This is a genomic window from Mycobacterium sp. MUNTM1 (assembly GCF_054660795.1).
In genome coordinates this window covers 20,803-47,452 of sequence record NZ_BAAGDE010000048.1, presented here as the reverse complement: position 1 = coordinate 47,452, position 26,650 = coordinate 20,803, and the positions used below count along the sequence as shown (strand labels likewise).

Annotated in this window: 24 protein-coding genes, 2 tRNA genes and 2 pseudogenes; 20 read left to right on the top strand and 8 right to left on the bottom strand. The window is 67.7% G+C overall.

The genetic code is table 11. The features are described 5' to 3' along the window. Window positions 1-78: hypothetical protein (locus ACYQ8K_RS23000; protein WP_459972606.1), on the top strand; the 78-nt coding region annotated here is incomplete at its 5' end. A gap of 149 nt (window positions 79-227) precedes the next feature. Here ACYQ8K_RS23000 and ACYQ8K_RS22995 read toward each other — a convergent pair. Further along, the gene (locus tag ACYQ8K_RS22995) at window positions 228-884 is read right to left on the bottom strand and encodes an ACT domain-containing protein (protein WP_459972594.1); all 657 of its coding nucleotides are present in this window, start codon (window positions 882-884) and stop codon (window positions 228-230) included. 108 nt (window positions 885-992) lie between these two features. On the opposite strand from ACYQ8K_RS22995, the gene gatC reads away from it, so the two are divergent. From gatC to ACYQ8K_RS22965, 6 genes and pseudogenes are all read left to right on the top strand, one after another. Then, on the top strand, window positions 993-1,292 hold the full coding sequence (gatC, locus tag ACYQ8K_RS22990; protein ID WP_459972592.1) for an Asp-tRNA(Asn)/Glu-tRNA(Gln) amidotransferase subunit GatC: 300 nt from the start codon (window positions 993-995) through the stop codon (window positions 1,290-1,292). After that, complete coding sequence (gene gatA / locus ACYQ8K_RS22985; protein ID WP_459972590.1) at window positions 1,289-2,770, top strand: Asp-tRNA(Asn)/Glu-tRNA(Gln) amidotransferase subunit GatA; 1,482 nt, start codon at window positions 1,289-1,291, stop codon at window positions 2,768-2,770. Before gatC ends, gatA begins: the two co-directional genes overlap by 4 nt. Window positions 2,771-2,848: 78 nt before the next feature. Further along, window positions 2,849-3,880, top strand: a complete 1,032-nt coding sequence (locus ACYQ8K_RS22980) for an ATP-dependent 6-phosphofructokinase (RefSeq protein WP_459972588.1) — start codon at window positions 2,849-2,851, stop codon at window positions 3,878-3,880. Window positions 3,881-4,247: 367 nt separating this feature from the next. After that, the gene (locus ACYQ8K_RS22975; RefSeq protein ID WP_459972586.1) at window positions 4,248-5,192 is read left to right on the top strand and encodes a MinD/ParA family ATP-binding protein; all 945 of its coding nucleotides are present in this window, start codon (window positions 4,248-4,250) and stop codon (window positions 5,190-5,192) included. Window positions 5,193-5,381: 189 nt separating this feature from the next. Next, window positions 5,382-6,896 (top strand): Asp-tRNA(Asn)/Glu-tRNA(Gln) amidotransferase subunit GatB, encoded by a 1,515-nt coding sequence (gene gatB, locus ACYQ8K_RS22970; RefSeq protein ID WP_459972584.1) that lies wholly within the window; start codon window positions 5,382-5,384, stop codon window positions 6,894-6,896. A gap of 13 nt (window positions 6,897-6,909) precedes the next feature. Next, window positions 6,910-7,020, top strand: a pseudogene (locus ACYQ8K_RS22965) (aromatic-ring hydroxylase C-terminal domain-containing protein); the annotation flags it as partial. Between the two features lie 35 nt (window positions 7,021-7,055). Here ACYQ8K_RS22965 and ACYQ8K_RS22960 read toward each other — a convergent pair. Next, window positions 7,056-8,186: a PQQ-dependent sugar dehydrogenase gene (locus tag ACYQ8K_RS22960; protein WP_459972583.1), complete on the bottom strand. Its 1,131-nt coding sequence runs from the start codon at window positions 8,184-8,186 to the stop codon at window positions 7,056-7,058. A gap of 231 nt (window positions 8,187-8,417) precedes the next feature. On the opposite strand from ACYQ8K_RS22960, the gene ACYQ8K_RS22955 reads away from it, so the two are divergent. Beyond that, window positions 8,418-9,281 carry a DoxX family protein gene (locus ACYQ8K_RS22955; RefSeq protein ID WP_459972582.1) on the top strand — a complete coding sequence of 288 codons (864 nt, stop codon included), beginning with the start codon at window positions 8,418-8,420 and terminating at the stop codon, window positions 9,279-9,281. A 9-nt stretch (window positions 9,282-9,290) separates the two neighbouring features. On the opposite strand, the gene ACYQ8K_RS22950 is transcribed toward ACYQ8K_RS22955, so the two are convergent. Beyond that, window positions 9,291-9,647: a PH domain-containing protein gene (locus ACYQ8K_RS22950; RefSeq protein WP_459972604.1), complete on the bottom strand. Its 357-nt coding sequence runs from the start codon at window positions 9,645-9,647 to the stop codon at window positions 9,291-9,293. Between the two features lie 380 nt (window positions 9,648-10,027). Between ACYQ8K_RS22950 and ACYQ8K_RS22945 the strand changes: the two genes are divergently transcribed. The 3 genes from ACYQ8K_RS22945 to ilvC all read left to right on the top strand — a co-directional run bounded on the left by ACYQ8K_RS22945 (window position 10,028) and on the right by ilvC (window position 13,460). After that, a complete protein-coding gene (locus tag ACYQ8K_RS22945) occupies window positions 10,028-11,896 on the top strand; it encodes an acetolactate synthase large subunit (RefSeq protein WP_459972580.1) in 1,869 nt (622 codons plus the stop codon). Continuing rightward, a complete protein-coding gene (ilvN, locus tag ACYQ8K_RS22940; protein WP_007775537.1) occupies window positions 11,896-12,396 on the top strand; it encodes an acetolactate synthase small subunit in 501 nt (166 codons plus the stop codon). The genes ACYQ8K_RS22945 and ilvN overlap by 1 nt, the downstream gene beginning before the upstream one ends. A gap of 62 nt (window positions 12,397-12,458) precedes the next feature. Beyond that, a complete protein-coding gene (gene ilvC, locus ACYQ8K_RS22935; RefSeq protein ID WP_459972602.1) occupies window positions 12,459-13,460 on the top strand; it encodes a ketol-acid reductoisomerase in 1,002 nt (333 codons plus the stop codon). Between the two features lie 83 nt (window positions 13,461-13,543). Here ilvC and wrbA read toward each other — a convergent pair whose 3' ends face one another. After that, a complete protein-coding gene (gene wrbA, locus ACYQ8K_RS22930; protein WP_459972578.1) occupies window positions 13,544-14,143 on the bottom strand; it encodes an NAD(P)H:quinone oxidoreductase in 600 nt (199 codons plus the stop codon). Then, a complete protein-coding gene (locus tag ACYQ8K_RS22925; protein ID WP_459972576.1) occupies window positions 14,140-15,582 on the bottom strand; it encodes a phytoene desaturase family protein in 1,443 nt (480 codons plus the stop codon). Before ACYQ8K_RS22925 ends, wrbA begins: the two co-directional genes overlap by 4 nt. A gap of 29 nt (window positions 15,583-15,611) precedes the next feature. On the opposite strand from ACYQ8K_RS22925, the gene serA reads away from it, so the two are divergent. Both serA and ACYQ8K_RS22915 read left to right on the top strand, forming a co-directional pair. Then, on the top strand, window positions 15,612-17,198 hold the full coding sequence (gene serA / locus ACYQ8K_RS22920) for a phosphoglycerate dehydrogenase (RefSeq protein WP_459972574.1): 1,587 nt from the start codon (window positions 15,612-15,614) through the stop codon (window positions 17,196-17,198). Beyond that, a complete protein-coding gene (locus tag ACYQ8K_RS22915; RefSeq protein WP_459972572.1) occupies window positions 17,195-18,205 on the top strand; it encodes a 3-isopropylmalate dehydrogenase in 1,011 nt (336 codons plus the stop codon). The genes serA and ACYQ8K_RS22915 overlap by 4 nt, the downstream gene beginning before the upstream one ends. A 133-nt stretch (window positions 18,206-18,338) precedes the next feature. Here ACYQ8K_RS22915 and ACYQ8K_RS22910 read toward each other — a convergent pair. Next, a pseudogene (locus ACYQ8K_RS22910) lies at window positions 18,339-19,409 on the bottom strand (MFS transporter); the annotation flags it as partial. 199 nt (window positions 19,410-19,608) lie between these two features. Here ACYQ8K_RS22910 and ACYQ8K_RS22905 point away from each other — a divergent pair. The 4 genes from ACYQ8K_RS22905 (at window position 19,609) to ACYQ8K_RS22890 (ending at window position 22,278) form a co-directional block, all read left to right on the top strand. Beyond that, window positions 19,609-20,415 carry a fumarylacetoacetate hydrolase family protein gene (locus ACYQ8K_RS22905; protein ID WP_459972570.1) on the top strand — a complete coding sequence of 269 codons (807 nt, stop codon included), beginning with the start codon at window positions 19,609-19,611 and terminating at the stop codon, window positions 20,413-20,415. Beyond that, complete coding sequence (gene gltX / locus ACYQ8K_RS22900; protein ID WP_459972568.1) at window positions 20,412-21,899, top strand: glutamate--tRNA ligase; 1,488 nt, start codon at window positions 20,412-20,414, stop codon at window positions 21,897-21,899. The genes ACYQ8K_RS22905 and gltX overlap by 4 nt, the downstream gene beginning before the upstream one ends. Window positions 21,900-22,050: 151 nt before the next feature. Further along, window positions 22,051-22,122 (top strand) — tRNA-Gln (locus ACYQ8K_RS22895). Between the two features lie 83 nt (window positions 22,123-22,205). After that, window positions 22,206-22,278 (top strand) — tRNA-Glu (locus ACYQ8K_RS22890). Between the two features lie 12 nt (window positions 22,279-22,290). On the opposite strand, the gene ACYQ8K_RS22885 is transcribed toward ACYQ8K_RS22890, so the two are convergent. Next, window positions 22,291-22,803, bottom strand: coding sequence for a pyridoxamine 5'-phosphate oxidase family protein (locus tag ACYQ8K_RS22885; RefSeq protein ID WP_459972566.1), 513 nt, complete (start codon window positions 22,801-22,803; stop codon window positions 22,291-22,293). A gap of 47 nt (window positions 22,804-22,850) precedes the next feature. Then, window positions 22,851-23,552 carry an IclR family transcriptional regulator gene (locus tag ACYQ8K_RS22880; protein WP_459972564.1) on the bottom strand — a complete coding sequence of 234 codons (702 nt, stop codon included), beginning with the start codon at window positions 23,550-23,552 and terminating at the stop codon, window positions 22,851-22,853. 85 nt (window positions 23,553-23,637) lie between these two features. On the opposite strand from ACYQ8K_RS22880, the gene leuC reads away from it, so the two are divergent. The 3 genes from leuC to ACYQ8K_RS22865 all read left to right on the top strand — a co-directional run bounded on the left by leuC (window position 23,638) and on the right by ACYQ8K_RS22865 (window position 26,551). After that, window positions 23,638-25,077, top strand: a complete 1,440-nt coding sequence (gene leuC / locus ACYQ8K_RS22875; RefSeq protein WP_459972562.1) for a 3-isopropylmalate dehydratase large subunit — start codon at window positions 23,638-23,640, stop codon at window positions 25,075-25,077. A gap of 27 nt (window positions 25,078-25,104) precedes the next feature. Beyond that, window positions 25,105-25,701: a 3-isopropylmalate dehydratase small subunit gene (leuD, locus tag ACYQ8K_RS22870; protein ID WP_459972601.1), complete on the top strand. Its 597-nt coding sequence runs from the start codon at window positions 25,105-25,107 to the stop codon at window positions 25,699-25,701. A gap of 211 nt (window positions 25,702-25,912) precedes the next feature. Next, window positions 25,913-26,551 (top strand): HU family DNA-binding protein, encoded by a 639-nt coding sequence (locus ACYQ8K_RS22865; RefSeq protein ID WP_459972560.1) that lies wholly within the window; start codon window positions 25,913-25,915, stop codon window positions 26,549-26,551. Window positions 26,552-26,650: the final 99 nt, after the last annotated feature.

Genomic DNA, 26,650 nt, shown 5'->3' with positions numbered 1-26,650 from the left:
CCCGGGCCCCTCGGCGAACGCGCCGACTGGTGGTGGTACACCCCCTTCCAACCCCAACCACCACCGACAACCAACTAGCGGCGTTACCCGCAACGCGTCGCATCTCAAACACGTTGGGCGATCAAGGAATTCGTTCACGCTATCCGCCGTCGACCTCGTCGTGGGCATCAGGGTCGACTCCAGATGGGTTGCGGGGCGCCTCACTTTTGTTCGCTTTGCGCTGTCGATCAGCGCAGCATGGTGGCGACGATCCCGGCGAGGTAGCCCAGCCTCGCGACCTCCGAGGGCCGGAATTCGGGGCCGGGACGGCCGAGCACCACCGCGGTGTGCGGGTCGCCCAACGGGGCCGCGACCATGGTCACGTCCATGTCGCGCCAGGCCTTTGGCACCCAGTCGGCGCCGCTGTCCAGCGTCGCGGCCCGCTCCAGCGGCAGCCACGGGGCCGAGTCCGCCTTTGTCTCCGGGGCACCTGGACTGCCGGCCAGGCGCTGTAGCTCACCGTCCGAGCTGCGCAGCACCGTGCACCAACTGACGCGCAGCACCTTCGGCGCCTCGTTGGCGAGAACCTGCAGTCGCGCCGCCTTGCCCTCGGCCGCGGCCACATGGTCGAGAAGCTCGAGCTCACGGTGGGCCTCCAGCAGACCGGTGTGCGGGCGCACGCTGTCCACGCGGACACCGGACAGGGACTCGGCCGCGGTGATCAGCGTGTCCGGCATGGCCCCGGGCGGCAGTTCGATCACCAGGTCGTCGGTCGCGTAACCCGCGCTGCGGTCCACCACATCGAGCGACAGAATGTCGGCTCCCACCGAACCGAGCGCCACTGCGAGCGACCCCAGGCTGCCTGGCCGGTCGATTAGCTCGATGCGCAACAGATAGGAGGGCACGGCCAACACTGTTGCACAGGGACGTGTCGATGGCATTTCGGATCGGCCGGCCGCGCGAGGCCCAACGGCGTGCAACGGCCCGCACCTTCGCGACTAGGCTTTCCAGTCGTGTCCCAGATCTCCCGCGACGAGGTAGCGCACCTGGCCCGGCTGTCCCGGCTGGCGCTCACCGACAGCGAACTCGACAGCTTCGCCAGCCAGCTCGGCGCCATCCTGACTCACGTCAGCCAGGTGCAGGCGGTCGATGTCACCGGCGTCGAAGCGACCGACAACCCGCTCAAGGACGTCAACGTCACCCGGCCGGACGAGTCGACACCGTGCCTGACCCAGGCCGAAGCGCTGGCCGAGGCGCCCGCCGCCGTCGATGGCCGCTTCGCGGTGCCGCAGATCCTGGGGGACAGCGAGTGAACGAGATCATCCGGTCCGACGCCGCCACGCTGGCCGCCCGGATCGCGGCCAAAGAGCTGTCGTCGGTTGAGGTCACCCAGGCCTGCCTGGACCAGATCCAGGCGACCGACGACCGCTACCACGCCTTCCTGCACGTGGCGGCCGACGAGGCGCTGGGCGCGGCCGCCGTCGTCGACGAAGCGGTGGCCGCGGGGGAGCGGCTGCCGTCTCCGCTGGCCGGGGTCCCGCTGGCGCTCAAGGACGTCTTCACCACGGTCGACATGCCCACTACCTGCGGGTCCAAGATCCTGGAGGGCTGGCGCTCCCCGTACGACGCCACCGTCACCTCGCGGCTGCGCGCCGCCGGGATTCCGATCCTGGGCAAGACCAACATGGACGAATTCGCGATGGGCAGCTCGACCGAGAACTCCGCCTACGGCCCCACCCGTAACCCCTGGGACGTCGACCGGGTGCCCGGCGGCTCCGGGGGCGGGAGCGCGGCGGCGCTGGCCGCGTTCCAGGCTCCGCTGGCGATCGGGTCCGACACCGGCGGCTCCATCCGCCAGCCCGCCGCACTCACCTCGACCGTTGGCGTCAAGCCCACCTACGGCACAGTGTCGCGCTACGGCCTGGTGGCGTGCGCGTCATCGCTGGATCAGGGCGGCCCGTGCGCGCGCACGGTGCTGGACACCGCGTTGTTGCATCATGTGATCGCCGGGCACGACACCCTGGACTCCACGTCGGTGAAGGCGGCGGTGCCCGACGTCCTCGCCGCCGCCAAGGCCGGCGCGGCCGGTGACCTCAAGGGCGTGCGCGTCGGAGTGGTCAAGCAGCTGCGCGGCGAGGGCTACCAGCCCGGGGTGCTGAACGCGTTCGAGGCCGCCGTCAAGCAACTGACCGCCCTGGGCGCCGAGGTGAGCGAGGTCGACTGCCCGCACTTCGAGTACGCGCTGGCCGCCTACTACCTGATCCTGCCGTCGGAGGTGTCGAGCAACCTGGCCCGCTTCGACGCGATGCGCTACGGGCTGCGGGTCGGCGACGACGGCGGCCACAGCGCCGAGGAGGTCATGGCGATGACGCGCGCCGCCGGCTTCGGGCCGGAGGTCAAGCGGCGCATCATGATCGGCACCTACGCGCTGTCGGCCGGTTATTACGACGCGTATTACAACCAGGCCCAGAAGGTGCGCACCCTGATCGCCCGCGACCTGGACGAGGCGTATCGCTCGGTGGACGTGGTGGTGTCGCCCGCGACCCCGACCACAGCGTTCCGGCTGGGCGAGAAGGTCGACGATCCGCTGGCGATGTATCTGTTCGACCTGTGCACGCTGCCGCTGAATCTGGCCGGCCACTGCGGCATGTCGGTGCCGGCCGGTCTGTCGCCGGACGACGACATGCCGGTCGGCCTGCAGATCATGGCGCCCGCGCTGGCCGACGACCGGCTCTACCGGGTCGGCGCCGCCTACGAGGCGGCCCGCGGACCGCTGCCGTCGGCGATATAGGACGGCCCGCGCCCGGGTTCCCGAGCGATTTTGCGCCTGCTCGCGCCATGGAGCCGCCGCCCCAGGCAAGATGAAACCATGCGGATCGGAGTGCTCACCGGAGGCGGCGACTGCCCCGGGCTCAACGCGGTCATCCGGGCAGTGGTGCGGACCTGCGACTCCCGGTACGGCTCGTCGGTGGTCGGATTCCAGGACGGGTGGCGCGGACTACTGGAGAACCGGCGTGTCCAGCTGCAGAACGACGACCGCAACGATCGCCTGCTGGCCAAGGGCGGAACCATGCTGGGCACCGCCCGGGTTCACCCCGACAAATTGCGGGCCGGCCTGAACCAGATCAAGCAGACCCTGGACGACAACGGGATCGACGTGCTGATCCCGATCGGAGGGGAAGGCACGCTGACGGCCGCGCACTGGCTCTCCGAGGAGAACGTGCCCGTGGTCGGTGTGCCGAAGACCATCGACAACGACATCGATTGCACCGACGTGACTTTCGGGCACGACACCGCGTTGACCGTCGCGACCGAGGCGATCGACCGGCTGCACAGCACCGCCGAATCGCACCAGCGGGTGATGCTGGTCGAGGTGATGGGTCGCCACGCCGGCTGGATCGCGTTGAACGCGGGCCTGGCTTCGGGCGCGCACATGACCCTGATCCCCGAGCAGCCCTTCGATGTCGAGGAGGTGTGCCGGCTGGTCAAAAGGCGCTTCCAGCGCGGAGATTCGCACTTCATCTGCGTGGTAGCCGAGGGCGCCAAGCCCATTCCCGGATCGATTGCGTTGCGGGAAGGCGGGATTGACGAATTCGGCCACGAGAAGTTCACCGGGGTGGCAGCGCAGCTCGGCGCCGAAGTGGAGAAGCGGATCAACAAGGACGTCCGGGTGACCGTGCTGGGCCACGTCCAGCGAGGCGGCACCCCGACGGCCTACGACCGGGTGCTGGCCACCCGGTTCGGGGTGAACGCGGCCGACGCCGCGCACGCCGGCGAATACGGCCAGATGGTCTCGTTGCGCGGGCAGGATATCGGCCGGGTGCCGCTGGCGGACGCGGTGCGTCAGCTCAAGCTGGTGCCGGAGAGCCGCTACGACGACGCCGCCGCATTTTTCGGTTAGCCGCGGCGCCGGGCAAACAACCGGTGGATCTGAGTGAACCGCGGCTTGAATTTGTCCGCTAATGAAGCAGCTGGGTCGCGATTGTCGCAGTTTGGTGGTTTCCGGACCGGTCTTTCGGGGTTATACCGGGAGTATGAATAGCCGCGGTTCGATTCGCGGATTCGTTCGGCAATCCGCGGTAGCGGCGGGGCCACCGGGCTCGCCGAACCACCAGCCGGGTCGGCACAAGTGGAGTATCGAGGGCGATCCCGCAGCGTCCACCGTGCCGCAGTCCCACGGTCCGAATCAGCCCATCGCCGGACCGCCGCAACCTCCGCCCGCCGCTCCGCCGCCACGGCGGGCGCCATCACCGCCACGTCCCGAGCCGATGCTGGGCGCGACGGCGCTGGACCGCTTCGACACGCACGACACGGACGCCGAGGGGTTCAACTGGCGGCGGCTGCTTCATCGCATCACCGGGATCGAGATCGGCCCGGGCAAAAACACGGCCTACGAGAACGAGCTGCGGCAGCGCATCCGCGCGACCGTGGGCGGCGCATTTCCGATCGCCGTGCTCAACCTCAAGGGTGGGGTCGGCAAGACGACGGTGGTGGAGGCGCTGGGGTCGACGTTCGCCGCCGTGCGCGACGACCGGGTGCTCGCCCTCGATATCGACGCCGGAGACCTGGCAGAGCGGCACGGTCGGCGCAATCCGCACAGCATCGCCGACCTGCTGCACGGCAAACCGGCGGCCCAATACGAGGACATCCGCGCGCTGACGTATATGAACGGATTCGGGCTGGAAGTGCTCGGGTTGCCGGACTCCGACTGGCGTCTGGACCGCCACGACATGCTGCGGGCCTTCTCGATGCTGCGAAACCAGTACTCGCTGATGTTGGTTGACTGCGTCAAAACGCTCAATTCCGGTGTGATGGACGCCGTTCTACCGGAATCGCGCGCGCTGGTGGTGGTCACCAGCCCCGCCATCGATGCGGTGCGCAAAACACGGGCAACGCTGGAGTGGTTGTGCCACAACGGGTATCAATCATTGATGCAGTGGACCGTGCTGGTAGTCAACCACGTCGAACCGGCCAAGGTCGACGGCTTGGCCGTCACCGAACTCGACCGCCTGTCCGCACGGGTCGGCGCCACGGTGGTGCTGCCGTTCGACCGGCATGTGCACGACGGTCGGCGGATCGCGCTGGACCGGTTGAGCAAGGAGAGCCGGCGCAGTTATCTGGAGATGGCGGCCGTGCTGGCCGACATGTTCCCGGGCCGCGGACCGCAGCGCGACCAGTTCCCGCTGCCGCGATCACCGCACGGGCTGACCTGAGTTCACCACGGTGTCGGCGGTGGTGAGCCGCTTCGCCCGGCTCCGCCGCGCTCGCGATCACCACGGTGTGGGGCGGTGGTCGCCCGCTTCGCCCGGCTCCGCCGCGCTCGCGATCACCACGGTGTGGGGCGGTGGTGACCCGCTTCGCCCGGCTCCGCCGCGCTCGCGATCACCACTAGGATCGAGCGCATGAGTGTTGCCGCCAGCGCCGATCTGATGGACTACGACGACGTCATCGCGCGTTTCGATCCGGTACTCGGCCTCGAGGTGCACGTCGAACTGTCCACCGTCACCAAGATGTTCTGCGGCTGCACCACCGCATTCGGCGCCGAACCCAACACTCAGGTGTGCCCGGTGTGCCTCGGCCTGCCCGGCTCGCTGCCCGTGCTCAACCAGAACGCGGTCGAGTCGGCCATTCGCATCGGGCTGGCACTGAACTGCGAAATCGTGCCCTGGTGCCGCTTCGCCCGGAAGAACTACTTCTACCCGGACCAGCCGAAGAACTACCAGATTTCGCAGTACGACGAGCCGATCGCTATCAACGGCTACCTCGAGGCACCGCTGGACGACGGCACCACCTGGCGCGTCGAGATCGAGCGCGCGCACATGGAGGAAGACACCGGCAAGCTGACCCACATCGGCAGCGAGACGGGCCGCATCCACGGCGCGACCACGTCGTTGATCGACTACAACCGCGCCGGCGTGCCGTTGATCGAGATCGTCACCAAGCCCATCGAGGGCGCCGGGGCCCGGGCGCCGCAGATCGCCCGCGCCTACGTGACCGCGCTACGAGACCTGTTGCGCGCCCTGGACGTATCCGACGTCCGGATGGACCAGGGCTCGATGCGGTGTGATTCCAACGTGTCGCTCAAGCCGACCGGTGCGAGCGAGTTCGGCACCCGGACCGAAACCAAGAACGTCAACTCGCTGAAAAGCGTTGAGGTCGCGGTGCGTTACGAAATGCAACGCCAAGCCGCCGTCTTGGCGTCGGGTGGTCGAATCATCCAGGAAACCAGGCACTTTCACGAGGCGGGCGGCTACACGAGTCCGGGCCGCACCAAGGAGACGGCCGAGGACTATCGGTATTTCCCGGAGCCCGACCTGGAGCCCGTCGCGCCCAGTCGCGAGCTTGTCGAGCAACTGCGTCAGACCATCCCCGAGCTGCCGTGGTTGAGCCGCAAGCGCATCCAGGACGAGTGGGGCATCTCCGACGAGGTGATGCGTGACCTGGTCAATGCCGGAGCGATCGAACTGGTCACCGCGACCATCGAGCACGGCGCGTCCAGCGAGCAGGCCCGAGCCTGGTGGGGAAACTTCCTGATGCAGAAGGCCAACGAGGCCAATGTGGCGCTCGACGAGCTGGCCATCACGCCCGCCCAGGTCGCCGCGGTGGTGGCGCTGGTCGACGAGGGCAAGCTGTCGACCAAGCTGGCCCGCCAGGTCGTCGAGGGTGTGCTGGCCGGTGAGGGCGAGCCCGAAGAGGTGATGACCGCCCGCGGTCTGGCGTTGGTGCGCGACGACTCGGTGACGCAGGCCGCCGTCGACGAGGCGCTGGCCGCCAATCCCGATGTGGCAGAAAAGATTCGCGGCGGCAAGGTGGCCGCCGCCGGTGCGATCGTCGGCGCGGTGATGAAGGCCACCCGCGGCCAGGCCGACGCCGCCCGGGTGCGCGAATTGGTGTTGGCCGCCTGCGGCCAGGGCTAGCAGCCTAACGCGCGAGGTATCCGCTCCCGGGGCGGTGCTGGTTCGCCCCGACGGCTACGCCGCCTGGGTGGGCGAGAGCCACGCCGGCGGCCTGGAGGATGCGCTCAACGAGTGGTTCGCATAGCGCCAGCTGCTTAGCCGGTCAGCGCGGTCGAGCGCCTAGCTCTTGTCGTCGCTGTTGCGCGGGAAGCCGCCGCCCTGCGGGAAGAGCGGAAACACCACGTCATCCAGCTTCTCGGCGTCCCCGGCGGTCTTGTTGACCGTTGCGCCCCAGACGTTTCCATCCGGCGACATGCGCAGCGCCCAGGCGTGCGCGTGGGTGTCCTTGCGGACGACGTCGGGCTCACCGGTGACCGCGCCGGTGGCCGGCGCCAGCCGGACCGCGACGGTCAGTTTGGTGTTGATCAGGTTGACTAGCACCGTCCCGTCCATCGCCGCGCAGCCGGCCACGCCCGGCTTGTCCGGCCAGGTCCACACCGTGGACACGTCCGACGTTTTGGTGATGCGCTGCAACCGATCTGCCGTCGGGGTGCGGTCGGCGACATACAGCGAGCCGTCCACCGGGTCGGTGCACAGCCCACCGCCGGATCCCACCCCGGACAGCGCGGTCGTCGGCGGCGCCTGTCCCACGGTGGTCGGCTGCTCGATCCGAAGCACCTTGCCGGCCAGCGATTTGGGGTCGGCGGCCAGCGCCGGATTGCCCGCGTCGCCGGTCATCACGACCAGCGTGGTGGGGCTGGTGAACAACAGGGCTCCGGTGTTCCCGGTGGCGCCCTTGGGGATTCCGGTCAGGATGTCCTTGGGGATGTCGCCGTCGGCCACACGGATGACCCGGTTGTCGGTCGGCGTGCTGATGTAGGCGTACATCAGCCGGTCCTGCGTGTAGGTGGGCGACATGACGATGTCCATCAGGCCGCCATCGCCCGAGCCGTCGACCGGGATCACCGTCTTCACCTTCGGCTCGGCGTTGACGGAGATCTCCTTGACCGCACCGGTGGTGCGCTCCGCGACGAGCGCGGTTTTGCTGTCGGGGCCCATGATCAGGCCGCTGGTGCTCTCCAGGCAGCCCTGCATCACCCCGGGAGCGGGGCAGGCCTTGGGAAACGGCGTGGGCGGCAGCGGCGGCGGGGGAGGAGGCGTCGAGCTCGGCTGCGGCTTCAGCTCGGGGGCGGTGGTGAACGGTTGCGATTGGGCGTCGTTGAAGCGTGCGCACCCGTTCGTCACCAGCACGAGGGCGCACAGCGCGGCCAAGCCGCGCCGAACCGACCGCCCCGATCGCCCTAGTCGCATGAACGTCAGGCTACGGACACTGCCAGCGCCGCCGCCACACACGTCCCCGTTGGCCGCCGCCGGTGCCCGACCGTGACCGCTTTCGCACAAGGCCCGGCGAGCCCCCCGAAACGGGCTCGGAAGGTGATTTGGGGCCAATCCGGGCCGGTTTGACGGGCAAACCACCGATTGCCAGGCGAAAGCGCCGCTCAAATCCCCAATTCACGGCCGAATGCCCTTACCCTGACACCCGTGACCAGTCAACCGAATGACGCACATTGGCAACGGCCCGGCGAATCGCCGGAGCCGACCCCGGGACGCCCCGCCTCGGCGCGGCTGGTCGATCCCGAAGATGACCTGACGCCAGTCGGCTTCCCCGGCGACTTCAACCCGTCGACCGGAACCACCACCGTCATCCCCTACGGCGGCGCCCCCGCGATCGCCGGGTCCGGGGCCGGTGGCTACAACCTGCTGGAACAGCAGGAGCCCTTGCCTTACGTCCAGCCTCATTCGGCGGCCCGGCACGCCGCCCCCGAGTCCACCGACATCGACGACGACGATGAACACCACGACCGGTTGCACGACGTCGGCCGGCGCGGAACGCAGCATCTCGGTTTGCTGTTGCTGCGCGTCGGGCTGGGCGTGGTGCTCGGCGCCCACGGGCTGCAGAAGCTGTTCGGCTGGTGGGGCGGCTCCGGCGTGACGGGGTTCAAGAACTCACTGTCCGACGTCGGCTACCAGCACGCCGACATCCTCGCCTACGTGAGCGCCGGCGGCGAGGCCGTCGCGGGCGTGCTGCTGATCCTGGGCCTTTTCACTCCGGTAGCCGCGGCGGGTGCGCTGGCGTTTCTGATCAACGGCCTGCTGGCCAGCGTTTCGGCGCGGCCGCACACGCGCACCTTTTCGTTCTTCCTGCCCGAGGGTCACGAATACCAGATCAGCCTGATCGTGATGGCCGCCGCGGTCGTCCTGTGTGGACCCGGCCGCTACGGTCTGGACGCGCGCCGCGGTTGGGCGCATCGCCCCTTCATCGGGTCCTTCGTCGCCCTGCTGGCCGGCATCGCGGCCGGTGTCGGGGTGTGGGTGGCCCTCAACGGCGTGAATCCGATCGGCTGACCGGCCGCCTCACTGGTAGGGATTGGGAACCCGTCCCGCGCTGGCCTCGGTCAGCTCGGGCAGCGTGGAGAACGTGACCGCGGGTAACCGCAGGTCGGCGCCGCTTTTGAGGTGTGCGCGTCCCCATGAACCGCGGTGGAAACGCAGTCCGTCGATGTCGTCCCAGCTCACCCGCCGGCTGCCGAACAGCGTCCGAACCGTCACGCCCTGGTCGTCGGCGACCGTGCGTAGCCGGACGATCATGGCCGACAGCAGCACGGGAAGGATCAGCAGCGGAAGCGACGGCGGCCACAGCATCACCGGAATCAGCAACCCCAGAGTCAAAAACCCGACGGCCAGATGCGCTATCGGCGACACCTTGATCACGACGGGCTCTTGGGAGGGCGCTTGGTCGGGTGTTTGGGGGGACGAACCGGTAGCCACCCCACCATCATTTCACCCGGCACACGGGGTCGGCGCAGCCGAGCGCTCGCCCGGCGGCGCCGTCGCGACCGTGCTGGTGACCGCGGCGCCGAAGGCCACGGATTTGACTGCTGAGCTGTGCGAAGGCTACCGTCGGACGCTATGGATACCGCCGGAAAGCCCGGGATGCTCGTAGTAATTAGTCAGCGCGTTGGTGGCTGACTTGCTCTTGAGCATGTGAAGCAATCCAGCACCAGCGCGCAACCCTCGTGCAGCAGATGAGCTGTCGGGGGTTTTTTGTTGCCCCCAGCGAGACTCCCGGAATGAATAAGGACTGAACGACAGTGAGCGCTCCCATCAGGCAGCACGCCTCCGCGGCACCGGACGCTGCCGACATCGCCACGGACGCGGCCAGGCCCGCCGCCAAGTCGGCCGCCGGCAAGCCGAAACGTATTGGGCCCGAGCAACTTACCGGTGCACAGTCGGTGATCCGCTCGCTGGAGGAACTCGGCGTAGAGGTCATCTTCGGCATCCCCGGCGGTGCGGTGCTGCCGGTGTATGACCCGCTGTTCGATTCCAAGAAGCTGCGCCACGTGCTGGTCCGCCACGAGCAGGGCGCCGGCCACGCCGCCAGCGGCTACGCGCACGCCACCGGCAAGGTCGGCGTCTGCATGGCGACCTCGGGGCCCGGCGCTACCAACCTGGTGACGCCGCTGGCCGACGCCCAGATGGACTCGATACCCGTCGTCGCCGTCACCGGCCAGGTCGGACGATCGCTGATCGGGACCGACGCGTTCCAGGAAGCCGACATCTCGGGCATCACGATGCCGATCACCAAGCACAACTTCCTGGTCCGCTCGGGCAACGAGATCCCGCAGGTGCTCGCCGAGGCGTTCCACATCGCCTCGTCGGGCCGCCCCGGGGCGGTGCTCGTCGACATCCCCAAGGACGTGCTGCAGGGCCAGTGCACGTTCAGCTGGCCGCCGCGGATGGATCTGCCCGGGTACAAGCCGAACACCAAGCCGCACAGCCGGCAGATCCGCGAGGCCGCCAAGCTGATCGCGGCCGCCCGCAAGCCGGTGCTCTACGTGGGTGGCGGGGTCATCCGCGGTGACGCGACCGAGCAGCTGTACGAGCTGGCCGAGCTGACCGGCATCCCCGTGGTGACCACACTGATGGCGCGCGGCGCGTTCCCGGACAGCCATCCGCAGCACATGGGCATGCCCGGCATGCACGGCACCGTCGCCGCGGTGGCGGCGCTGCAGCGCAGCGACCTGCTGATCGCGCTGGGGACCCGCTTCGACGACCGGGTGACCGGGAAGCTGGACACCTTCGCCCCCGAGGCCAAGGTCATCCACGCCGACATCGACCCGGCCGAGATCGGCAAGAACCGCCACGCGGACGTGCCGATCGTCGGGGACGTCAAAGCCGTCATCATCGAGCTGCTCGAGCTGCTGCGCCAGGACGGGATTCCCGGCAAGCTCAAAATGACCGAATGGTGGGCCTACCTGAACGAGGTTCAGTCCACCTACCCGCTGAGCTATGGCCCGCAGAGCGACGGCAGCCTCGGCCCGGAATACGTCATCGAGAAGCTGGGCCAGATCGCCGGCCCGGACGCCCTGTACGTCGCCGGCGTCGGCCAGCACCAGATGTGGGCGGCCCAATTCATCTCGTACGAGAAGCCGCGCACCTGGCTCAACTCCGGCGGGCTGGGCACCATGGGGTACGCCATCCCGGCGGCCATGGGCGCCAAGATGGCCCGCCCGGACGCCGAGGTGTGGGCGATCGACGGCGACGGCTGCTTCCAGATGACCAACCAGGAGCTGGCCACCTGCGCGATCGAGGGCGTGCCGATCAAGGTGGCGCTGATCAACAACGGCAACCTGGGCATGGTGCGCCAATGGCAGACGCTGTTCTACCAAGAGCGGTACTCGCAGACCGATCTGGCCACCCACTCGCACCGCATCCCGGACTTCGTGAAGCTGGCCGAGGCGTTGGGTTGCGTCGGATTGCGTTGCGAGCGTGAGGAAGACGTCGAAGACGTGATCAACCAGGCGCGGGCTATCAACGACCGCCCGGTGGTGATCGACTTCATCGTCGGCGCCGACGCGCAGGTGTGGCCGATGGTGGCGGCCGGCACCAGCAACGACGAGATTCAGGCGGCCCGCGGAATCCGTCCGCTGTTCGACGACGAGAGCGAAGGGCACGCCTGATGCACACGCACACTCTGTCGGTGTTGGTCGAGGACAAACCCGGCGTGCTCGCCCGGGTGGCGGCGCTGTTCTCGCGGCGCGGGTTCAACATCGAATCGCTGGCCGTCGGTGCCACCGAGCAGAAGGACATGTCGCGGATGACCATCGTGGTGTCCGCCGAGGAGACCCCGCTCGAGCAGATCACCAAGCAGCTCAACAAGTTGATCAACGTCATCAAGATCGTCGAGCTCGACGACGACAACTCGGTGTCCCGGGAATTGGCGTTGATCAAGGTGCGCGCCGACGCCGGCATCCGCAGTCAGGTGATCGAAGCGGTGAACCTGTTCCGCGCCAAGGTGATTGACGTGTCGCCGGAGGCGTTGACGATCGAGGCGACGGGTGACCGCGGCAAGATCGAGGCGCTGCTGCGGGTCCTGGAACCCTTCGGAATCCGCGAAATCGTCCAATCCGGAGTGGTGTCGCTGGCTCGCGGTCCGCGCGGAATCGGCACGGCCAAGTAAGTTTTCAGCTGAAACAAGAAGGAGATAGAGAAGTGGCTAACCCGTCTGGGGAGACATTGCCGATGTTCTACGACGACGATGCGGACCTGACGATCATCCAGGGTCGCAAGGTCGGCGTCATCGGATACGGCAGCCAGGGACACGCGCACTCGTTGAGCCTGCGCGACTCCGGCGTGCAGGTGAAGGTGGGCCTCAAGGAGGGTTCGAAGTCGCGGGCCAAGGTCGAAGAGCAGGGCCTGGACGTCGACACCCCGGCCGAGGTCGCCAAGTGGGCCGACGTGATCATGCTGCTGGCGCCCGACACCGCGCAGGCCGACATCTTCAAGAACGACATCGAACCCAACCTCGAGGATGGGGACGCGTTGTTCTTCGGCCACGGCCTCAACATCCACTTCGACCTGATCAAGCCGCCGGCCAACGTCACCATCGCCATGGTGGCACCGAAGGGCCCGGGGCACCTGGTGCGCCGGCAGTTCGTCGACGGCAAGGGCGTGCCCTGCCTGATCGCCGTCGACCAGGACCCGAACGGCGAGGGCGAGGCGCTGGCCCTGTCCTACGCCAAGGCGATCGGCGGCACCCGCGCCGGTGTCATCAAGACAACCTTCAAGGACGAGACCGAGACCGACCTGTTCGGTGAGCAGGCCGTGTTGTGCGGTGGCACAGAGGAATTGGTGAAGACCGGTTTCGATGTGATGGTCGAGGCGGGCTACCCGCCGGAGATGGCCTACTTCGAGGTGCTGCACGAGCTCAAGCTGATCGTCGACCTGATGTACGAGGGTGGCATCGCGCGGATGAACTACTCGGTGTCCGACACCGCGGAATTCGGCGGCTACCTCTCGGGTCCGCGCGTCATCGACGCCGGCACCAAGGAGCGGATGCGAGAGATCCTGCGCGACATCCAGAGCGGCGACTTCACCAAGAAGCTGGTCGCCAACGTCGAGGGTGGCAACAAGCAACTCGAGCAGCTGCGCAAGGAGAACGCCGAGCACCCCATCGAGGTCACCGGCAAGAAGCTGCGTGACCTGATGAGCTGGGTCGACCGGCCGATCACCGAAACGGCCTGACGGCTTAACGACCTGACGACCCGCCACGCTGGCGTGACACTGGGTCACCGGTGTCACGCTGGCGTGACGCTCGGCGGTCGAGGCTAGGCGCCCAGGCGGCCCGCCGTCTGGACCACCCGGCGGGCCAGATGCTCGAGGGCGGTGCCGGTCGGCTCGTCGAATTCCTTGATGTTGTCGTGGGTGGTGACCAGGCTCGCCCCATAGGGATTGCCGTCGACGAACTTGCACGGGTCGGTGTATCCCGGCGGCACGATGATGCCGCCGAAATGCATCAGCGTGATGTAGAGCGAGAGCAGGGTCGTCTCCTGGCCGCCGTGCACGGTATTGGACGACGTGAAGCCCGCGTACACCTTGTCCGCGAGCTTGCCCTGCGCCCACAGCCCGCCCAGCGAGTCGAGGAACGCGCGCAATTGTGCTGCCGGAGAACCGAATCGGGTAGGTGAACCGAAGATCACCGCATCCGCCCAGACGATGTCGTCGCCGGTGGCCGCCGGAAGGTCCTTGGTGGCCTCGTAGTTCGCCGTCCAAGCCGGGTTGTGGGCGAACGATTCGGGATCCTGCGTTTCGGCGACATGCCTCAGGCGGACTTCGGCGCCCGCCGACTCTGCCGCGGCGGCGACGCGCTGCGCCATCGTGGTGCCATGGCCGGTGGCCGAGTAGTAGATGATCGCGAGTTTCGTCACGGCGTTATCGTAGGCCGCAGATTCGGGATCGTGTCGATCCCGAATTCCCGGCGCAACAACGTGCGGGCCGCGTAGTAGCCGGCCATGCCGTGCACCCCGCCGCCCGGTGGGGTGGCCGCGGAGCACAGGTACACCTTGGGAATCGCTGTGCGCCAAGGGTTTAGCCGCGGTGTCGGGCCGGCGATCGCCCGCCAGGCCGAATTGCCGCCCATCCCGATGTCGCCGCCCACGTAGTTGGCGTTGTGGTCGCACAACCGCGCGGCGGGCACCGCGCGCGCCGCCACCACGACGTCCCGGAAACCGGGGGCGAACCGCTCGACCACCGTTGTCACCGCTTCGGTCGCGTCCACGGTGGACCCCGACGGCACGTGGGCATAGGTCCAGAAGGGCCGCCGCCCGGCGGCGCCGATGCGGCCGGCGTCGGCGACGTGCGGCGACGCGGCCAGCACCATGGGCCACTGCGCGTGCCGTCCCGCGGCGATGTCGGCCTCGGCGCGCGCCATCTGCGCCCGGGTGCCGCCGAGATGCAGGGTGGGGGCCTGCCGCAGCCGGGGGTCCGACCACGGGATCTCGTCGCTGAGCACGAAGTCGACCTTGGCGACCCCGGGGCCAAAGGTATAGCGCCGCAACGCTTTAGCGTAGCGAGCGGGCAGGGCGTCGCCGTAGATGCGCAGCAGCGCGGTGGGCGCGGTGTCGAAGGCGACGACCCCACCGGGCGGCTCTGTCACCTCGGTGCCCGCGGTGAGCTCGCCACCGTGCGCGCGCAGGTCGGCGATCAGGGCGTCGGTGATCGCCTGGCTGCCGCCCACCGGAATCGGCCAGCCAACCGAATGCGCGAGGGTGGCCAGCATCAACCCGGCGCCGGCCGCGGTCAGCGACGGCATTCGCGAAATGATATGTGCGGCAACGCCGGTGAACAGCGCGCGGGCGTCCTCGCCGGCCAGCGTCGCCCAGGCCGGGGTGCCTTGGGTCAGCATCCGCAGCCCCAGCCGCACCGCCGACGGCAGCGAGTTCGGCACCGACCTTTTGTCGCCCAGCAGCAGGGCCACCACGTCGTCGGAACGCTCGACCAGCGGCCCGAGCAGGCATCGGAAGGACGCGCCGTGCTCGAGTTCGGCGCAGGTGCGGTCCAGGTCGCGGTAGGCGATGGCCGCGGGGCGCCCGGGCAGCGGGTTGGCGTACGAAATCTCGGGCACCGCCAGCTGGACGCCGCGGGCCGGCAGGTCGAATTCCTTGAAGAACGGCGACGCCAGCGCCAACGGGTGCACGGCGGAGCAGATGTCGTGCAAGACTCCCGCAGAATCTGGGTCGGGTGCGGTGCGCGCACCCCCGCCAAAGGTCGGCTGAGCTTCGACGACCTGCACCTTCAGGCCGGCCCGGGCGCAGATTACGGCGGCGGTCAACCCGTTGGGTCCGCTGCCGACGATGGTGACGTCCACGCGTCAATTACAGCCGATAGGCTGGCCGGGTGAATCTGCCTGTTGTACTCATTGCCGACAAGCTCGCCGAATCCACCGTCGCCGCCCTGGGCGACCAGGTCGAGGTGCGCTGGGTAGACGGCCCGGATCGGGAGAAGCTGCTGGCCGCCGTGCCGGAGGCCGATGCGCTGCTGGTGCGCTCGGCCACCACGGTCGACGCCGAGGTGCTGGCGGCCGCGCCCAAGCTGAAGATCGTTGCCCGCGCCGGGGTAGGCCTGGACAACGTCGACGTCAACGCCGCCACAGAGCGCGGTGTGCTGGTGGTCAACGCGCCGACATCGAACATCCACAGCGCCGCCGAGCACGCGCTGGCGCTGCTACTGTCCGCGGCCCGCCAGGTTCCGGCCGCCGACGCCTCGCTGCGCGAGCATGCCTGGAAGCGGTCGTCCTTTTCGGGCACCGAGATCTTCGGCAAGACGGTGGGCGTGGTGGGCCTGGGCCGGATCGGGCAGCTGGTTGCCCAGCGGCTCAGCGCCTTCGGCACCCACCTGATCGCCTACGACCCCTACGTGTCGCCGGCTCGCGCCGCGCAGCTGGGCATCGAACTGCTGACCTTGGACGAACTGTTGGGCCGCGCCGACTTCATCTCGGTGCACCTGCCGAAGACGCCCGAGACCGCCGGCCTGATCGACAAGGACGCGCTGGCGAAGACGAAGCCGGGCGTCATCATCGTCAACGCCGCCCGGGGCGGCCTGGTCGACGAGGCCGCGCTGGCCGACGCGGTGCGCAGCGGCCACGTGCGCGCGGCCGGCCTGGACGTCTTCTCCAAGGAGCCGTGCACGGACAGCCCGCTGTTCGAGCTGCCACAGGTGGTGGTCACACCGCATCTGGGCGCGTCGACCGAGGAGGCGCAGGATCGGGCCGGCACCGACGTCGCGGCAAGCGTGAAGCTCGCTCTGGCCGGGGAATTCGTCCCCGACGCGGTCAACGTCGGCGGCGGGGTGGTCAACGAGGAGGTGGCGCCCTGGCTGGACCTGGTGCGCAAGCTCGGGGTGCTGGCCGCCACGCTGTCCGACGGCCCGCCGGTGTCGCTGTCGGTGCAGGTGCGCGGCGAACTTGCCTCCGAAGACGTTGAGGTGCTTAAGCTTTCGGCGCTGCGCGGGTTGTTCTCGGCCGTCGTCGAGGGACCGGTGACGTTCGTCAACGCCCCGGCGCTGGCCGAAGAACGCGGCATCACCGCCGAAATCGGCACCGCCTCGGAAAGCCCGAACCACCGCAGTGTGGTCGACGTACGCGCGGTTGCGCACGACGGCACCGCCGTCAACGTCGCCGGCACCCTGTCCGGGCCGCAGCTGGTGGAGAAGATCGTTCAGATCAACGGGCGCAACTTCGATCTGCGCGCCCGGGGAACCAACCTGGTGATCAACTACGTCGATCAGCCCGGCGCGCTGGGCAAGATCGGCACGCTGCTGGGTTCGGCCGGGGTGAACATCGAAGCCGCGCAACTGTCCGAGGACGCCGAGGGCCCGGGTGCGACGATCCTGCTGCGCCTGGACCGCGACGTGCCGGGTGACGTGCGCGCCGAAATCGGCGCGGCCGTCGGCGCCAACAAGCTTGAGGTGGTTGATCTGTCGTGAAGTTGGCGGTGATCGAGGGCGATGGTATCGGGCCCGAAGTCGTTTCCGAGGCCATCAAAGTTCTGGACGCGGTGCTGCCCGGGGTGGACAAGACCAGCTACGACCTGGGTGCGCGGCGCTACCACGCCACCGGCGAGCTGCTGCCGGACTCGGTCGTCGACGAGCTGCGCGCGCATGACGCCATCCTGCTCGGGGCCATCGGTGACCCGTCGGTGCCCAGCGGCGTGCTGGAGCGAGGGTTGTTGCTGCGCCTGCGTTTTGAGCTGGACCACCACATCAACCTGCGGCCGGGCCGGCTGTATCCGGGAGTGAACAGCCCGCTGGCCGGCAACCCAGAGATCGACTTCGTGGTGGTGCGCGAGGGAACCGAAGGCCCCTACACCGGCACCGGCGGCGCCATCCGCGTCGGAACGCCCAACGAAGTCGCCACCGAGGTAAGCCAGAACACGGCTTTCGGTGTGCGCCGGGTGGTGGCCGACGCGTTCGAGCGTGCCCAGCGACGCAGAAAGCACTTGACACTGGTGCACAAAACCAACGTGCTGACCTTCGCCGGCAGGCTGTGGTCGCGCATCGTGGCCGAGGTCGGACGTGACTATCCCGACGTCGAGGTGGCGTATCAACACATCGACGCCGCGACGATCTTCATGGTCACCGACCCCGGCCGCTTCGACGTGATCGTCACCGACAACCTGTTCGGCGACATCATCACCGACCTGTCAGCGGCGGTGTGTGGCGGAATTGGCTTGGCGGCCAGTGGAAATATCGACGGCAGCGGGACCAATCCCTCGATGTTCGAGCCCGTCCACGGCAGCGCACCGGACATCGCCGGTCAAGGCATCGCCGACCCGACCGCAGCCATCATGTCGGTGGCGCTCCTGCTCGCCCATCTCGGCGAAGACGCTGCCGCCGCGCGAGTGGACCGGGCCGTGGCGTCCCATCTGGCCAGTCGCCCGAGCGGAAAGATATCCACCGCCGAAGTCGGCGAAAGGATTGCGTCCGGGCTCTAGTCTCCAGGCCGGGTGGAAGTAACCGCGTCGGCACCAGCGGCACCGCCGCCAGCGGGAACAACGCACACAACATCCATGCCGGCGGATACTTCGCGGCCGAAATCAGCGCACCGAATAGCGGTGGGCCGGCGGCCGCCATCATCCGCTGGGTGGTGTTCTGAATGCCCAGCGAGCGTCCGCTCCAGTACGGCCCGGCGAATTCGGTGATGGCGGTGGCCTCGAGCCCGTTGTCGAGTACCGCGATCACGGCGATGGTGACCATGAGCGGGGCCTGCAGCCACGTATTCATGTAATCGGCCCAGGCCAGCATCAGCAGGACCACCACGGCCGCGGCGGCGATGTAGCGCACGGGTCGCATGCGTGAGCCCAGTCGGTCGGACCAGCGGCCCACGGCGACGCGGCCGATCGCCCCGAGTAGCTGTGAGAGGGTGACCAATCCACCGGCGGCCGCAACCGACCAGTGCAGGTTCTTGATCAGCCACACCAGCATGAACGTCACGGTCACGGTCTGCGGCATCATCATCAGACCCGCCACGGCGTGAATTCGCCATAGCGTCAACGACCCTCGATACGGGCTGGCGAGTTCCTGCTCACTTGCGCTCGCGCGAGGTTTCCGAGGTGGGTCGACGATTCCGACCACGCTCAGTACCGCGCCGAGCACGCACGCCAGCGCGGTGAACCTGAGGCCCGCCTGCGGCCCGTGTTCGGCGAGTTCCGGAATTATCATCGCGCCCAAGGCGATTCCCAAGGGTTGAGCGGTCTGACGGATACCCATGGCCAGTCCGCGCTGGTGCGGCGGGAACCAGGCGGACACCAACCGCCCGCCTGCGGTGTTGCAACTGGCGGCGGCCATCCCGCCGAGAAACAGATACACGGCGATCAGCACCATCGAATGCGCCGACGCCGCAGCATAGGCCGCCGCCGCAGTAAGCGCCGAGCCGGTGGTCATCACCACTCGTTCGCCCACCCGGTCCAGCACATAACCCCAGAGCACCAGCGTGACCACCATGCCCCAGCTGGGCATCGAGGCGAGCAGACCGGCTTCGTCCAAACGGATTCCCCGGGCGCCTTGCAGCGACGGGATGAGGAACGCGACACCGTTGATGAAAAGGAACGAACTTGCCGTTGCCAGCAGCGAAACGATCATGATCGACCAGCGCGCGCCCGCGCCGACTTCGGGCGTAGCGGCAGGGTCGATCTGCATTCCCCATGCTTGCATACCGGTGGGAAATTTAGGGGCAGGACTTGTGCCGTCGCCCGTCATTGCCGCCTCCAATTTCGCCCGTTGGGTGCCGGGCCGCCACGCCCGGCTACGCCGCGCTCGCGACCGTCACTCGCCCGTTGGGTGCCGGCCCGCCACGCCCGGCTACGCCGCGCTCGCGACCGTCACTAGGCTCAACCAAATGCGCCTTGGTCGAATCGCCAGCCCGGACGGTGTCGCCTTCGTCAGTATCGAAGGTGACCTCAACGACCCAGCCGAGATGATCGCGCGCGAGATCGCCGAGCATCCATTCGGCACGCCGAACTTCACCGGCCGTTCATGGCCGCTGGCCGACGTCCGGCTGCTCGCCCCGATACTTGCCAGCAAGGTGGTATGTGTCGGGAAGAACTACGCCGATCACATCGCCGAGATGAAGGACACGACCGGTCCCGCCCCGGTGGATCCGGTCATCTTCCTCAAGCCCAACACTGCGATCATCGGGCCGAACGTGCCGATTCGGTTGCCCGCCAACGCATCACCGGTGCACTTCGAGGGCGAGCTGGGGGTGGTCATCGGCCGGCCCTGCAAGGAAGTCTCGGCGGCCCAGGCGGCGGAGAACATCCTCGGCTACACCATCGGCAACGACGTCTCGGCGCGCGATCAACAAAAATCCGACGGGCAGTGGACCAGGGCCAAGGGGCATGACACCTTCTGTCCGGTGGGCCCGTGGATCGTCACCGATCTCAAGCCGCTGGACCCCGGCGATCTGGACTTGCGCACCGAGGTCAACGGCGACGTCAAGCAGCACAGCCGCACCTCGCTGCTGATCCACGACATCGGATCGATCGTCGAGTGGATTTCGGCCGTGATGACCCTGCTACCCGGCGACATCATCCTCACCGGCACGCCGGCGGGCGTCGGCCCCATCGAGGACGGCGACACCGTCTCCATCACCATCGAGGGCATCGGCACCCTCACCAATCCCGTGGTCCGTAAAGGAAAATCGTGACTGCACCAGCACAAGCGCCCCTGGTCCGGGTCCGATTCTGTCCCTCGCCGACCGGAACCCCGCACGTCGGAATGGTCCGCACGGCGCTGTTCAATTGGGCGTACGCCCGACACACCGGAGGCACGTTCGTGTTTCGCATCGAGGACACCGATGCGCAGCGCGACAGCGAGGAAAGCTATCTGGCGCTGCTGGACGCGCTGCGCTGGCTCGGCCTGGATTGGGACGAGGGGCCCGAGGTGGGCGGACCCTACGGCCCGTACCGCCAGTCGCAGCGCAGTGAGATCTATCACGACGTGGTGGCCCGGCTGCTTGAAGCGGGCGAGGCGTACTACGCCTTCTCGACGCCGGAGGAGGTCGAGGCGCGCCATGTCGCCGCGGGCCGTAATCCCAAGCTGGGCTACGACAATTTCGACCGGCAGCTGACCGATTCCCAGCGCGCCGCATTCCTGGCCGAGGGCCGCAAACCCGTGGTGCGGCTGCGCATGCCCGACGAAGACCTCGCGTGGGACGACCTGGTTCGCGGCACCACCAGCTTCACGGCCGGGTCGGTGCCGGATTTCGCCTTGACCCGCGCCAACGGAGATCCGTTGTACACCTTGGTGAACCCGTGTGACGACGCGCTGATGAAGATCACCCACGTGCTGCGCGGCGAGGACCTGCTGCCGTCGACCCCGCGCCAGCTGGCGCTGTATCAGGCGCTGATCCGCATCGGCGTGGCCGAGCAGACCCCGCAGTTCGCGCACCTGCCAACGGTATTGGGGGAGGGAACCAAAAAACTCTCCAAGCGCGACCCGCAGTCCAACCTGTTCGTCCACCGCGACCGCGGCTTCATCCCTGAAGGTCTGCTCAACTATCTCGCGTTGCTCGGCTGGGCCATCGCCGACGACCACGACGTGTTCAGCCTCGACGAGATGGTGGCCGCGTTCGACGTGGTCAACGTCAACTCCAATCCGGCCCGCTTCGACCAGAAGAAGGCGGACGCGCTCAACGCCGAACACATTCGGCTGCTGGCGCCCGACGACTTCACCGCCAGGCTGCGCGACTATCTCAACGTCCACGGCCATCGCCTCGAACTGGACGACGCCGCCTTCGCCACCGCCGCCGACCTGGTGCAGACCCGGATCGTGGTGCTCGGTGACGCGTGGGACCTGCTGAAGTTCCTCAACGACGCCGAATACGCGCTCGACCCCAAGGCCGCCGCCAAGGAGTTGGGAGCCGACGGCGCCGCGGTGCTGGACGCGGCGCTGCCCGCGCTGGACGCCGTCACGGATTGGACGGCGCCGCAGATCGAAGCGGCGCTCAAGGCCGCGCTCATCGACAACCTGGGCCTCAAACCGCGCAAGGCGTTCGGCCCGATCCGGGTGGGGGCGACCGGGACGACGATCAGCCCTCCGTTGTTCGAGTCGCTGGAGCTGCTGGGCCGCGACCGCAGCATGGGGCGACTGCGCGCCGCGCGCGAGAGGGCCGGAAGGGACCCCGCCTGAGCGGGGAGGCACCAGGCGTGCGGAGTGCCCGCCGAGACTTTGGTAGTCTGCACTGCGGTTTACGAAAGGCCGACAACGGCTGGCGGCGGCGGACTCCAAAGAGCTTATGAAAGCCCGCAATCGACGCTGACCAGCGGTTTTAGGCAGCCAATGGGGTATGGTGTAATTGGCAACACAGCTGATTCTGGTTCAGCCATTCTAGGTTCGAGTCCTGGTACCCCAGCAAAACTCTCGCTAAAGCTCTCAGTCTCAAACGATTAGGTGGGCTTAGCGGGGTGAGCTATGCTGACTGCTCGGATCGTTTCTGGCCCCGTCGTCTAGCGGCCTAGGACGCCGCCCTCTCACGGCGGTAGCGTGGGTTCGAATCCCATCGGGGCTACAAATATCGCAGCTACTGGCCGGTCCCCAGGACCGCCGGTGCTGTCGATCCACCCACCGGCATGGCCGGCAAACCGAGTTTGCGGTGATCCCACGAGCGAGCCCGACGGGCCACGATGCGGACGCAGACCCGCTTGTTCATCATCTGCTCGACGAACGGTTTCATGTCGTCGCTGTAGGGACCGGTGTAGCGCTCCCAGACGCTGACGCCCACGCGGTGTGCGACATCGGGATCGTCGACGATCTCGGCCACGCCCTCGAAGGACACCCCGCGCAGTGTGTCGTACGTGTGGCCGTCCTCGATCAGGAAGCTCACCCGCGGGTCGCGCTTGAGGTTGATGGCCTTCTGCGACTTGGCCTTGGTCTCCAGCCAGATCTCGCCGTCGACGACGGCGTACCACATGGCGGTCAGGTGAGGCTGGCCGTCGGCGCCGATGGTGGCCAGCGTGCCGGTGCGGCTCTTCACGACGAAATCGGCGATCTCGTCTTCGGACATGACGATGCTCGCGCGCTGATTGGTTCCCATGCCGGTCAGTCTGTCAGGCGGGTTGCCATCCGGTGTGGGCTGGTGGCTCAGAGGCGGCGGGTGAGCGCCTCGGCGGCGGACAGCAGGTCGGCGGCCCAGCGCGCCCCGGGGCGCCGACCGATCCGGTCGATAGGACCCGACACCGAGATCGCCGCGACGACGGCACCGCGGCCGTCGCGCACCGGCGCCGACACACTCGCCACGCCCGGCTCGCGCTCGGCCACGCTCTGGGCCCAACCCCGCCGCCGGACTTCGGCCAGGGCCCGTTCGGTGAATTTCGCCGTCGCGAGCACCTTTTTCTGGGTGGCCGCGTCGCTATGAGCCAGTAGCACTTTGGCGCCGGACCCGGCCGTCATCGGCAATCGCGCCCCGATCGGAACCGTATCGCGAAGGCCCGCAGCGGGTTCCAGCGCGGCCACGCAGACGCGGTCGGTGCCCTCGCGGCGGTACAGCTGCACGCTCTCACCGGTGGTTTCGCGCAACAGCGGCAGCACCGCGCTGCTGGCGGCCAGCAGCGGATCGTTGACGTGGGCCGCGAGCTCGGTGACGGCCGGGCCGAGCAGCCAGCGTCCTTCGTCGTCGCGCGCCAGCAGGCGATGTACCTCGAGGGCGGCGGCCAGCCGGTAGGCCGTGGCGCGGGGCAGGGAGGTCCGCTCACACAGTTCGGCTAACCCACAGGGTGATTGGGAGATGGTGTGGAGGATAACCACGGCTTTGTCCAGGACGCCGATGCCGCTATGCTGTCTCACAAGAAGATACTAGCGTCTCGCATTCTGAGATCACAGCCCGGATGATCGGCGAGCCGCCAACGAGGCGAATTGAGGCGAGTTCGATATGGGAATCGACCAAGGGGCGGCGGGGGCTGCCCCCAAACCGCGCACTCTGGCCGAAAAAGTTTGGGATGACCACGTTGTGGTATCCGGTGGGGCCAGCGAGCCGGACCTGATCTACATCGATTTGCATCTGGTGCACGAGGTCACCAGCCCACAGGCTTTCGACGGCCTGCGCCTGGCCGGCCGGCCGGTCCGCCGCCCCGATCTGACGCTGGCCACTGAGGATCACAACGTGCCGACCACCGATATCGACAAGCCGATTGCCGACCCGGTGTCGCGAACCCAGGTCGAGACACTGCGGCGAAATTGTGCCGAATTCGGTGTGCGGCTATACCCGATGGGCGACGTCGAGCAGGGCATCGTGCACGTGGTCGGGCCGCAGCTGGGCCTCACCCAGCCCGGAATGACGGTCGTCTGTGGGGATAGTCACACCTCGACGCACGGCGCATTCGGCGCTCTGGCCATGGGAATTGGCACATCGGAGGTCGAGCACGTACTGGCCACCCAGACGTTGCCGCTGCGGCCGTTCAAGACGATGGCGGTCAATGTCGACGGGCGGTTGCCCGCCGGCGTGACGGCCAAGGACATCATTCTCGCGCTGATCGCCAAGATCGGCACCGGCGGCGGGCAGGGCCACGTCATCGAATACCGCGGCAGCACCATCGAATCGCTGTCGATGGAAGGCCGGATGACGGTCTGCAATATGAGCATCGAAGCCGGCGCCCGGGCGGGAATGGTGGCTCCGGACGAAACCACGTTCGAGTTCCTGCGCGGCCGCCCGCACGCCCCACAGGGGGCGCAATGGGATGCGGCGATGAGTTATTGGCAGCAGCTGCACACCGACCCCGGAGCCGAATTCGACACCGAGGTCTACCTCGACGCCGCGTCGCTGAGCCCGTTCGTGACGTGGGGCACCAACCCGGGCCAGGGCGTTCCGCTGGCCGATGCGGTGCCGGATCCCGAGCTGATGACCGACGACGCGCAGCGCCAGGCGGCGGAGAAAGCGTTGGCGTATATGGACCTTCGGCCGGGCACGCCGATGCGCGACATCGCCGTGGACACGGTGTTCGTCGGCTCTTGTACCAACGGTCGTATCGAAGATCTGCGCGTGGTCGCCGACGTGCTGCGCGGCCGCAAGGTCGCCCCCGGGGTGCGAATGCTCGTGGTGCCGGGCTCGATGCGGGTGCGCGCGCAGGCCGAAGCCGAAGGGCTGGGTGAGGTTTTCACGTCCGCGGGCGCCGAATGGCGCCAAGCGGGCTGCTCAATGTGCCTGGGGATGAATCCCGACCAGCTTGCGCCGGGGGAGCGCTGCGCCGCGACGTCCAACCGCAACTTTGAAGGGCGCCAGGGTAAAGGCGGCCGCACGCATTTGGTGTCCCCGGCCGTTGCCGCGGCGACGGCCGTGCGCGGCACATTGTCTGCTCCAGCCGATTTGAGCTGACGAAATTCGACTGTTGAAGGGATGAGCATGGAAGCATTTCACACCCACACCGGTATCGGTGTGCCGCTGCGGCGCTCCAATGTCGACACCGATCAGATCATTCCGGCGGTGTATTTGAAGCGTGTCACCCGAACCGGTTTCGAGGACGGCTTGTTCGCCAGCTGGCGGTCGGATCCGTCATTCGTGCTCAACCTCAGCCCCTTTGATCGGGGGTCAGTGCTAGTCGCCGGGCCCGATTTCGGGACGGGGTCCTCGCGTGAGCATGCGGTGTGGGCACTGATGGACTACGGGTTCCGGGTGGTCATCTCGTCTCGATTCGGTGACATTTTCCGGGGCAACGCCGGCAAGGCGGGACTGCTGGCGGCCGAAGTTTCTCAGGACGGTGTGGAGCTGCTCTGGAAGCTGATCGAGCAGAGCCCGGGCTTGGAAATCACTGTCAATCTTCAAGATCGAAATATCACCGCGGGAACGACGGTGCTGCCGTTCAAGATTGACGACCACACCGCATGGCGACTACTCGAAGGCCTTGACGATATAGCCCTTACGCTGCGGAAACTCGATAAAATCGAGTCATTCGAAGCGGGGTATCCAGAGTGGAAACCGCGTACTCTGCCCACCTCTTGAGTAGTCGGCCGAGGCCGATTTTCTGCTTGATCGGCTAACTAAACCGAGCCGATTTTTAACACCACCCACCGGTCAAGGGCGGCAACCGGATTGCGAAATCGGCGGGCGCCTTGCCCTGAAATTGCGCGTGGCTCTTGGAAATTTGCTGGGTGAGGGTTTACCGTGTCCACTAGTCGGTTCAAATCGAGGACCACTAGTGTCGGAGGGATTGATGAACAAGGCAGAGCTCATTGATGTGCTCACAACTAAATTGAACACGGACCGTCGACAGGCGACCGCTGCGGTCGAGAACGTTGTCGACACCATTGTGCGTGCGGTACACAAGGGCGACAGCGTCACTATCACCGGGTTCGGTGTGTTCGAACAGCGCCGCCGCGCAGCGCGGGTGGCCCGCAACCCGCGGACCGGTGAGACGGTGAAGGTGAAGCCGACGTCCGTCCCGGCGTTCCGCCCCGGTGCTCAGTTCAAAGCGGTTGTGTCTGGCGCACAGCGCCTCCCGTCGGACGGCCCGGCCGTCAAGCGCGGTGTGGTAGCGGGTGGTGCGGCCAAGAAGACCGCCGCGAAGAAGGCTCCCGCCAAGAAGGCGGCGGCCAAGAAGGCTCCCGCCAAGAAGGCGGCGGCCAAGAAGGCTCCGGCTCGCAAGGCCGCGACCAAGGCCCCGGCCAAGAAGACCGCGACCAAGGCTCCGGTCCGCAAGGCCGCGACCAAGGCTCCGGCCAAGAAGGCTGCGGTCAAGAAGGCTCCGGCCAAGAAGGCCGTGACCAAGGCTCCGGCCAAGAAGGCCGCGAGCAAGGCTCCGGCCCGCAAGGCTGCCGCCAAGAAGACGACCGCGCGCCGCGGTCGCAAGTAAGCGGAGTCAAGTTCTAGACACGAATACCCTTCGGGCGGCAGCGGTGCCCCCGAAGGGTATTCGTGCGCTTAGCCGCGGTCGCCGGGCGCGGCGGGCCGC